The sequence below is a fragment of the Geitlerinema calcuttense NRMC-F 0142 genome (assembly GCF_030285425.1).
This window is the reverse complement of record NZ_JASVEJ010000027.1, coordinates 31457-41361: the sequence shown is the minus strand read 5'-3', so window position 1 is coordinate 41361 and position 9905 is coordinate 31457. Positions and strand designations below refer to the sequence as shown.

Annotated in this window: 7 protein-coding genes; 6 read left to right on the top strand and 1 reads right to left on the bottom strand. The window is 50.8% G+C overall.

Annotation, left to right across the window (positions count from 1 at the left end):
• Positions 1-64: 64 nt before the first annotated feature.
• Positions 65-1531: a 3-oxoacyl-[acyl-carrier-protein] synthase III C-terminal domain-containing protein gene (locus QQ055_RS07365; protein WP_284475997.1), complete on the bottom strand. Its 1467-nt coding sequence runs from the start codon at positions 1529-1531 to the stop codon at positions 65-67.
• 486 nt (positions 1532-2017) lie between these two features.
• On the opposite strand from QQ055_RS07365, the gene QQ055_RS07360 reads away from it, so the two are divergent.
• The 6 genes from QQ055_RS07360 (at position 2018) to QQ055_RS07335 (ending at position 9803) form a co-directional block, all read left to right on the top strand.
• Entirely contained in the window at positions 2018-2278 is a 261-nt protein-coding gene (locus QQ055_RS07360) for an acyl carrier protein (protein ID WP_284475996.1), read from the top strand.
• Between the two features lie 289 nt (positions 2279-2567).
• Complete coding sequence (locus tag QQ055_RS07355) at positions 2568-2972, top strand: holo-ACP synthase (RefSeq protein ID WP_284475995.1); 405 nt, start codon at positions 2568-2570, stop codon at positions 2970-2972.
• A gap of 26 nt (positions 2973-2998) precedes the next feature.
• Positions 2999-4549 carry a benzoate-CoA ligase family protein gene (locus QQ055_RS07350; RefSeq protein WP_284475994.1) on the top strand — a complete coding sequence of 517 codons (1551 nt, stop codon included), beginning with the start codon at positions 2999-3001 and terminating at the stop codon, positions 4547-4549.
• 22 nt (positions 4550-4571) lie between these two features.
• On the top strand, positions 4572-5900 hold the full coding sequence (locus QQ055_RS07345) for a salicylate synthase (RefSeq protein ID WP_284475993.1): 1329 nt from the start codon (positions 4572-4574) through the stop codon (positions 5898-5900).
• Positions 5901-6284: 384 nt separating this feature from the next.
• The gene (locus tag QQ055_RS07340; RefSeq protein WP_284475992.1) at positions 6285-8768 is read left to right on the top strand and encodes a TonB-dependent siderophore receptor; all 2484 of its coding nucleotides are present in this window, start codon (positions 6285-6287) and stop codon (positions 8766-8768) included.
• A 33-nt stretch (positions 8769-8801) separates the two neighbouring features.
• A complete protein-coding gene (locus QQ055_RS07335) occupies positions 8802-9803 on the top strand; it encodes an ABC transporter substrate-binding protein (RefSeq protein ID WP_284475991.1) in 1002 nt (333 codons plus the stop codon).
• Positions 9804-9905: the final 102 nt, after the last annotated feature.

Below are 9905 nucleotides of genomic sequence, written 5' to 3'. Positions count from 1 at the left end.
CCCCATCTCTCTAGAAGAGCAAAGTGTTGAATTCCCACCAGACACTTATCCCCCCACCTCCCATTCAGAGTCGCAACGTTTCCCGTTCTTCCACAGACAGGGGAGAACTTGTGAGGGTGGTGAGGGTGAGTTGAGTGAGGATATATTCAGCGAGTTGGTGAATGGTGCGATCGCCAAACAGTTGTTCGATGGGGACTTGGACTTGGAGATCGACTTCTATTCGGCTTTTCAGCATTAGTGCCATTAAGGAGTCGAGTAAGGTGGCGAAGGTTTGTTGGGGGTTAAATTGATGAATGGGTTTTTGCAGAGAACTGGCAAACCAGCTTAAAAGATAGGTTTCTAATTGGATTTCTCGTTCGCTGGGGGCGGTGGCTAAAAGTTTTTCTAAGGATAAGTTGGGAATTTCCGCAGGCTGGGTGGGTTCTGATGCGGCTAGCTGTACGGTCGTTTGGGCGGCGGCGCTGCTTAAGGGGGGGGCGGGTTCGCAACCCAAGGCGACATTTCCCCAACGCATTAGGGTAGCAACGGCGGTTGCGCCTGCACCGTTGGCGTAGACGAGGATCAGGTCATTTGCTTTTAGTTTTTGCCCTCGCGCTGCCCAGTCGAGGTTGGCTAGGGGGAAAACGGGCCCAATATTGGCGTAGCGGGGATAAAGATTCCAAGTCCGTGCGGGATCGATGCCCAAGGCACGGGCGCAAACGCTGGCATACCAGGCAGTTGGGGTATTGAAAGCAAACCAGTCAATCTCGTCTAGACTGACTCCCGCTTTGTCTAAAACGGCTTGGGTGCAAGTGCGTACAAAGTCAACGGCGGTTTCGGCGATCGCGCTGGCGTTATCTCCGGTACGGATCGAGAGGCGATCGCTAGCGAGTTCGTAAGCATAAGCCCCGGATGCTGCCCCAGCGCTGATGATGTGCGTGGCGAGAACCCCTTGGTGGGCGGGCATTTCGCTGACAATAAATGCGCCCGCCGCGTCTCCCATTGACCAGGATAGGGTATCGGTTTCTTCAACGGCCTTCGATCCCATCTGGGAAACGACAACCAGGATATGGCGATACTCTCCAGTTTGGATCAGGGCGCGGGCGGTTTGCAAGGCGACGAGGGCGCTAGCACAGGTGGACTCAAGGTTCCACGCCGGACAGCGCAAGCCCAGTTTGGCGGCCTGACCGAAGCCGAGGGTGTCGGAAAATAGGGAGGTGGCGATCGCTAAATCGATGTCGTCGGGCTGCAAGTTGGCAGCGGCGATCGCCTCCTGAATGGCCTGAGATTCCAGACTCAGTGCGGTTTCGGCCCCACTCAGCACTCGCCGTTCGACATTTCCCCGAAAGCGATCGCTTAAGTACGGCGCAACTTCTTGCGACCAAATATCAAAGCCGCTGGGGTTGGCAGGTACAGATCGGGCGATCCGAGAACGCCGGGAGGCAACAGGGGCGGCTAAATCTGGGTATTTTTCAGACCAGTAATCGTTTGTCCGAATCTCGCGGGGAAATTGGACAGCAACCGAACGAATACCGATCGAGCAACTCGTCACGGTATAACTCCTTCTCAAGGGCGATGGATAACAGAGGAAGAGTTCAATCAGTGGAGTTGATTGAAAGCTCTGTACTGCTCGACTGGGGCTAATGCTTGAATCTGGGTCGGTCGCCTGCGTCAACAGGAGTTGACAGATAAATCTCTCAAGAATCTCAAGCAGTAGTTGAGAATAATTTGCGACTGACTTAGGTATTCTACTACTTCATCCCGCCCTGACAAGACCTCAAAGCCACTCTTTTTTTTATTCCTCAGAGATTTTTAATAGAAATTAATTATCAATAAGCTCTAAAATCCCCTGCAAGCGAGATAGGGTAAGGGTTTGAGGCTAAACTTGCGATTTGGACAAAAGCGAGTATGCTGAAATCTATCAATAGCAGCCCCTGCTCGCAGCGTTTTCTGCGCGTACCGAAAACAGTTGGGAGATAACAACTGCAAGCGCCCGAATTTGTAGAGAAACGCATCATTTTTCCAGGGATTTGACCCTATGAATCATCTAGAAGTGATGGGTATTCTGCAAACCATCCTGAGCGATCTCGGCATTCCCAAAGAGGACTTACATGAACAGACCTTACTCCATCAAGATTTACAGCTTGACTCTACAGAAATCGTAGAATTATCTTTAGAGTTAAAGCGCCAGTTTGGCGTTCGAGTCAAACTAGAAACGCGTCAAGATATGACGTTAACCCAAGTTTGTCAGCGCGTTGAAACGGCAATTCAATCTGAAATTAGTCTCTCCCAAACTTAAATATCTCTAAAGTCGTCGCTTGGGTTGAGTCTTGTTTAACCCAACCTACGCGACAGATTTTGGTTTAAAAATTGCTACATCTGACCGCCGCTTTTCCTCAACAAAAGCATCAGCTTTAAGTGGAAACTCAGAAGTCAGATTGACTTGCACTGCTGCGATCGCGAATATTTTACGCCCCTCAAAATCGGGTCTTTTTATAAAATCTGACCTCCAATTACTCAACCTTGTCAAGAGTCATGAAAATATCGCGTTTCTACTGCCAAATTCCCCTCAAACGATTAACGGAGGCTTGAACATTTTCTTCCCCGAGCAACAACCCAGTGCTGGACTTAAAGGAATTGGCGTCGATATTGCCCCCATCGCCAAAATGGTGAAATGGATTGAACGATACGATCGCGAAACCCTAAACCTAATTTTCACGCCAAGCGAGATTGAGCGCTGTCAAGCTCATCCCCATCCCCCTCAAGCCTTTGCAGTTTGCTTTGCCACCAAAGAAGCCGTAGGAAAAGCACTCTCAACCGGATTAGTAGGAATTGACTGGCATGAAATAGAAGCCAACCTCTCCTCGCATCAACTCACCATTTGCTTGCATGGAAAAGCGATCGCCATCGCCGAACAAAAACAAATTCAGCAATGGTTAGCCAGTTGGTGTCATTGGGAAGAACGCGTCCTCGTTTGGGTTGTGGCTCAGTGAAAGATTAACCACCCAGGATCAAACCAATGGAAAGGATTTCTCAACAACTACCTCGCCGCTTTAATGTTGCCGCCTACTTTCTAGAACGCCATCTCAGCGACAAAATCGCCCTGTTTTACCAAGAACAAACCTATACTTACACTCAAGTCTATGAATGGGTGCAAAAGGCAGCGCGATCGCTCCTAGAACTCGGCATTGAACGCGAAAACCGCATCGCACTCCTATTACCCGATACCCCAGAACTCATCTTCACCTTTTGGGGAGCCATCTGGATCGGTGCCGTTCCCGTTCCCATCAACACCGCTTGCAGTTTAGAAGAAGTGCAATACATCCTGCAAGACTCGCGGGCCAAACTCCTACTCACCACCCAAGCTTGGCAAACGCAACTGCACCCCATCCAATCTCCCAACTTACAAACAACCCTGCTTCAAGACGGAGAAACCCCCTTTTTGGCGTACCTGTCGCCAATGCCAGCACAACCGCTACCCCCTGCTGACACCCTCCGCGACGAACCCGCCTTTTGGCTGTACACCTCCGGCAGTACAGGCAACCCCAAAGGCGTCATCCACCTGCACCAGAACATGGTGGTCTGTGCAGAAAACTATGGCAAAGCAACCCTAGGCTTGCAACCCGAAGATATTACCTATTCTGTCGCCAATCTGCCTTTTGCCTACGGTTTGGGAAATAGCTTATATATGCCAATGGCTGTGGGTGCGGCAACTGTCCTTTCCGATGCCAATAACGCCTTTGATATCATTGCCGATATTGAGCGCTATCGGCCGACTGTCTTTTTTGGCATTCCCAGCGTATACGCCAACTTACTCGCCGTTCGCGACATTGCACCGCTAGATGTTTCTTCGCTGCGACTGTGCGTTTCAGCCGCCGAACAACTCCCCGAAAGCCTTTGGCAGCAGTGGCGCGAGGTGTATGGCCGGGAAATCTGCGAAGGAATTGGGACGACAGAATTTTTGCATATTTTCCTCGCCAACCGCGCGGGAGAATGCAAACCCGGTACGTCTGGCCGTCCGGTTCCCGGATATGACGTGCGCGTGGTGGATGAGTTTGGCGCAACCTGTCCCCCTGGTGAAATTGGCAATTTGCAAGTCAGCGGCGACAGCTTGATGCTGGGGTATTGGAACCGACTGGAACAAACGCGGCAGGCCCTCTATGGTCATGCAATGCGAACGGGGGATAAGTACCTGTGCGATGCGGATGGGTATTTCAAGTTTATGGGCCGTAAGGATGACCTGTTTAAGGTGAACGGTCAATGGGTTTCGCCGATGGAAATTGAGGATGTGTTGCACCAACATCCGCAGGTTTTAGAGGTGGCGGTGGTTCCAGAGTCTGAGGCGCTAACTCAGGTGGTGGCTTATATTACCCTGAAGTCGGACTATCAGCCATCCCCGGAATTAGAACAGCAGATTTGCCGCTTTGCTAAACAGCGCTTACCTCACTTCAAAGCGCCGAAAAAGGTTTGTTTTGTAGAGGAGTTACCGCGTACTCCCACAGGCAAAATTCACCGCAAGTTACTAACGCGTTCTCAACAACGCACCGATTTTTCTACCACTCGCGCATAAATCAGCACTCAGGACAATTGTTATGGTGACGCAAATTCAAACGATCCCGACGTATCAAGAAGTATTTATTTCGGGCCAACAGGATGCGACGGCGATTTTACACCGCTGTCTGAAGGCAGGAATTTTTAAGTCCTATGTTCTCTATGAAGGGAAGGGGGAAGTTCGGATCGCTGGAAATCAGCTTGCGAGGGTTCTCGTAACGCGCGATACGGTGCAATTGGACAGTGGCGATCGCTCTCGCTGCGAACCGGCTACCGATCCGTTTAAGCAGGTTGGGGAGTTGCTGGGGTCTTTACCGCTTCAGGATTGGACGGCTTACGGTTATGTGTCGTTTGATATGGCGGGATTTTATTCAGCCTATTCTAAGGCGATCGCCCAACCGTTGCTCTATTTTATGGTACCGGAGACGGAGTTGCGCGTCTCTTCTGAAGGGGTATTGGTTCGCACCCTAGCGCGGGAATCGCTAGAACCCATCCAAACCCTTCTGGCCCAAACCAGCGAGATCCCCGCCTATACGCCGCTGGATTTAACGCAAGATTTTGCCGACTGTGCGGACTATTCCCAACGGATCGAACAGTTGATTGGGGCGATTCAAAGCGATCGCTTGCATAAAGCAATTATCTCTCGCTCGAAGAAATTGAGCGGCAATTTGGATGTGTTGGGAACGTATGTTGTCGGTTCTCAGGCGAATAACTCGGCGCGTTCCTATTGCTTGCAACTCGAAGATGTGCGCGCGGTGGGTTTTAGTCCAGAGATTTTGATGGAAGTCCATGCAGATCGAACCGTGATTACGAACCCCTTGGCGGGAACTCGACCCCGCAGCGATCGCGCTGAGGATGATGCGCGCCTGTATGACGAACTGTTTAGGGATGCGAAGGAGGTGAAGGAACACGCGCTTTCAATTTGGTTGGCCCAAAGCGAACTCGATTCGTTCTGTCTGCCGGAAACGGTGCGGGTGTTCAATTTTATGGAGGTGAAGAAGTATCGCTGCGTGCAGCACTTGTCCTCGCGGGTGGGGGGTCAGTTACGCGCGGGTAAGACGCTATGGGATGCGCTGACGGTGCTGTTTCCGGGAATTACGGTGTCGGGGATCGATAAGTCGCAGGCGCTGGAGTGGATCGATCGCTTGGAAGATGAACCGCGCGGGATCTATGCCGGGAGTATTGGTTGGGTGGATAGCCAGGGGTTGGCAGATATGGCGATCGCGATCCGCTCGGTTTACCAATACGGTAGCGAAATTTATCTCAATGCGGGGGCCGGAATTGTGGGCGAGTCGATTCCCCAACGGGAATACGTGGAATCGGTGAACAAAATGAATACGATGCTGACCAATGTGGTGTTAGAAGCCTAGGTTTCAACCCGATCCCAACAGATGCCTTCAGTAAGTGTCTGTTGGGATGATTGGAGTATCAAAAGTAACCTTTATTTAGGAGGACAGCAGGCTTGCAAAAGAATGCCGTTTGCTGTAAAAATTACTGTTTTCAGTGAAAGTTATTATCAGTTAGAGTCAGGCGAAGATCGACCAGGGCTAGGGGCGATCGCTATTCTCATTTTGCCTCATTCACCCAGGGATAAGGGCGCGCAGCCTGGATGAACAGCAGCAATCGCCCCAATTGAATCTAAAAATTAGCAATAATGATTTTCAAAAATCAAATTAATGATAGTATTTTTCAATAATTTTCTAAAGATCGGGTAACTCGATCTATCCATATCAGGTGAGGGAGTGAGAATCAGTTTGAACGGACTATACCGAGTTCCCAGTCTTTTGCTGGCGAGTACAACTCTGGCACTAATCGCAGCACCCGCGATCGCCCAAACGATCGAGATCGCGGGTGTTACCATCCAACCCACAACTCAAGGTCTAGAAGTCATCCTCCAGACCGACTCAACCGCTATTCCCCAAACCTTTACCGGGAGCTTTGGGACAACATGGTTTGTCGATATTGTCAATAGCCAATTGCGGCTACCCACGGGTCAAAGCTTTGAGCAACGGGAACCCGCGCCCGGAATAGCCAGCGTTAACGCCGTCCAACAATCGCCCAATTCAGTCAGAATTACGATTGTGGGGACGACCGAATTACCCACCGTCGCAGTTAGCGATCGCAACGGTCAAGTTATCCTGGCTGCGACTACCGACTCTCCAACCGCAACGCAGCCTTCCCCACAACCCCCGCCTGCTATTGAACCGGGACAAGAAGAAATCGAAGTTCTGATTACCACCCCGCAATCAGGCGAACGCTACCTCGTCCCCAACGCCACCACCGGAACTCGTACCGATACCCCGATTATCGATACCCCGCAAGCGATCCAAGTCGTTCCCCAGCGCGTCATCCAAGATCAGCAAGTGGTACGCCTCGAAGAAGCCTTACGCAACGTTAGCGGCGTTTCCTTTGGCGGGACTTCCGGAAGTCGGGGTTACGATTTTAGCTTGCGCGGCTTTGAAAACGCACCCATCGTCCAAAACGGCTTTCGGTTGTATGGCGAACAACCCCTCGCCGAAGTCGGAACTCTAGAACGCATTGAAGTCTTAAAAGGGCCCGCGTCTATCCTCTACGGCGATATCCAACCGGGGGGAATTATCAACCTCGTCGGGAAACGACCCCTACGGGAACCCTTTTATGAAGCCGAATTGCAAATTGGCAACCGTAACTTTGTCCGACCGCGTTTAGACTTTTCCGGGCCGCTAACCGAAGAAGGGAACGTCCTGTATCGGATTAACGCCATTTACAGCCAAGGGGAAAGCTTCCGAGATTACGACCAAAAGATCCGACGATTTGCGATCGCCCCCATCATTACCTGGAATATCAGCGATCGCACCGACTTCAGCGTGTCTCTAGACTACCTTAACGAAAAGCGTCCCGTCGATCCGGGATTATTCGCCATTGGCAACCGCCCAGTTAACGTCCCGCGCGATCGCATTCCCAACGAACCCGACGATATCACCCAAAACGATTATCTCAGCACGGGTTACGACTTCGAGCATCGCTTCAGCGACAACTGGAAAATTCGCAACGCCTTCCGCTACCAGTATTACCAATACGACTACAACTTCACCTCTGCACCCTTTTTAATTGACGAAGAGACTGGAGATGTCTCCCGAATTTTTGCTCAACAAAGTTCGGAGGATCGTTCCTTTACCCTGCAAACCAACGCCGTTGGCGAATTTAACACAGGCCCCGTCGGACATACCCTCTTATTTGGGGTCGATTTGAACCGCTACGAAGAAGACTATCTGGCGTTTCTCGACTTCTCCAACCCCACTACCATTAACATTTTCAATCCCATCTACGGTCAAAACCGCAGACCGAACCGGGATGACCTAGAACCGTTAGGTAGCAGCTATTCTCGGCGCGTGAATCGGATCGGGGTTTATCTGCAAGATCAATTATCCTTCTTTGACGAGCGATTGATCTTCTTAGCGGGTTTGCGCTATGACAATATCGACCGCGAAACGCGACCTTTAGCAGGCGATCGCGATAATCAAAGCGATGACGCCTTTACCCCCCGCTTGGGTTTAGTCTACAAACCCGTTGAAAACGTCTCCCTCTACGCCAGCTATTCGCGATCCTTTACGCCGAACTTGGGAACCACGGCGACGGGAAGTTCCCTAGAACCGGAAAAAGGCGAAGGGTATGAAGTCGGAGTCAAAACAGAACTCTTCGATCGGCGATTGATTGCCACCCTAGCGTACTTTGACATTACCAAACAAAACGTCGCCGTTGCCGACCCCGACTTCCCCAACCTGGGTTTTGTGATTCCCACCGGAAGACAGCGCAGTCGCGGCGTGGAATTGGATGTCACCGGAGAAATTGTACCGGGTTGGAATGTAATTGGCTTCTACACCTATAACGATGCCAAAGTCACCAGAGACACCAACCCCGACTTTGAAGGTAGCCGACTGGCGAATATCCCCAAACATAGCGCCGGGTTGTGGACAACCTACGAAATTCAGCAAGGCGATCTCCAAGGGTTAGGATTTGGGGTGGGATTTAACTTCGTGGGCGATCGCCAAGGGGGTTTACCCAATAGCTTTAAACTCGATAGCTATTTTCTCACCAATGCCGCCATTTACTATCGGCGCAACAACTGGCAACTCGCTTTAAACTTCAAGAATATCTTTGATGTCAACTACATCGAGTCAGCCAGCACCCTGAGAAACGCTAACATTAATCCCGGCGAACCGTTTACCGTCCTCGGTTCCATCACCGTTCAGTTTTAAGCCAGGAGAAAGGTTTTGAGGAGAAAGTCGCGTTTGAGGTGGATCGTCCCCTTAGCCCTCTTAGTGTTAACCGCCTGTCAAGATCGGACTAGGGACACTCAACCCCCCTCAGCCGCAGCAGAGTGTCAGCAGATCCAACACTCCCTGGGAGAAACGCAAATTTGTCAACCTCCCCAGCGGATTGTTGCCCTTTCCCCCAGTTTATTAGAACTCTTGCTGGTATTGGATTTGCAGCCCGTCGGTTATGCCGATTTGGTGAAGTTTCAATCCGATACGCTAGATAATCCTCGCGAACAGATTCCTTTACTTGGCGATCGCATTACCCAACCGATTCGTTATGTTGGCACTTCTCCCGATCCTTCTTTAGAAGCGATCGTTCAACTCAAGCCAGACTTAATTCTGGCAACCCTGGAGATGAATCAACAGGAGTATGCGCTGCTGTCTCAAATAGCCCCAACCTTGATTTTGCCCTACGGTGTGGGTAACGACTGGCAAGAGAATTTACAGAAAATTGCCCAGATCGCCGATCGCCGCGAACTGGCTCAAAACGCGATCGCCCAACATCAACAACGAATCGCCCAAGTTCGGCAAAATCTAGCCGCCGAAATTCAAGAACGCTCTCGCATCTTAGTCTTAGTCGGTAATCAACTCGATCGCGGCTTGCGCGTCGAAGGGAATACCACATCCTGCGGTTCTCTACTGGAAAATATTGGATTTGAGTTGGTTTTACCCCCCAACTCGCCAACGGGAAGTCCCAATTTATCGCTTGAAAAACTGCCCCAGCTTCCCGCCGATTCTGTTTTATTGTTGGGTTACGACTTTAGCCGCAATGCACCCCAAACTCAGGACTTCGAGCGATCGCAGTTACAACAAATTCAACAAGACTGGGAGAATAACGCGATCGCCCAATCGCTCAAAGCCAGTCAAAACAACCGCGTCTATTTTGCCAGCGCTTATAGTTGTTTAGCCTATCCCGGTCCCTTGGGGGCAGAAGTTTATCTCCAGGAAATTGAGGAGCAAATGCTCTCGCCCTAACTATAGCGAAGTGCTGAGTGCTGAGTGCTGAGTAAGTCTCATCCTTTTAGCAGTTCAGTCTGTCCTAAACCTTACTGAGTACAGCTACATCCTTTTTTCTAA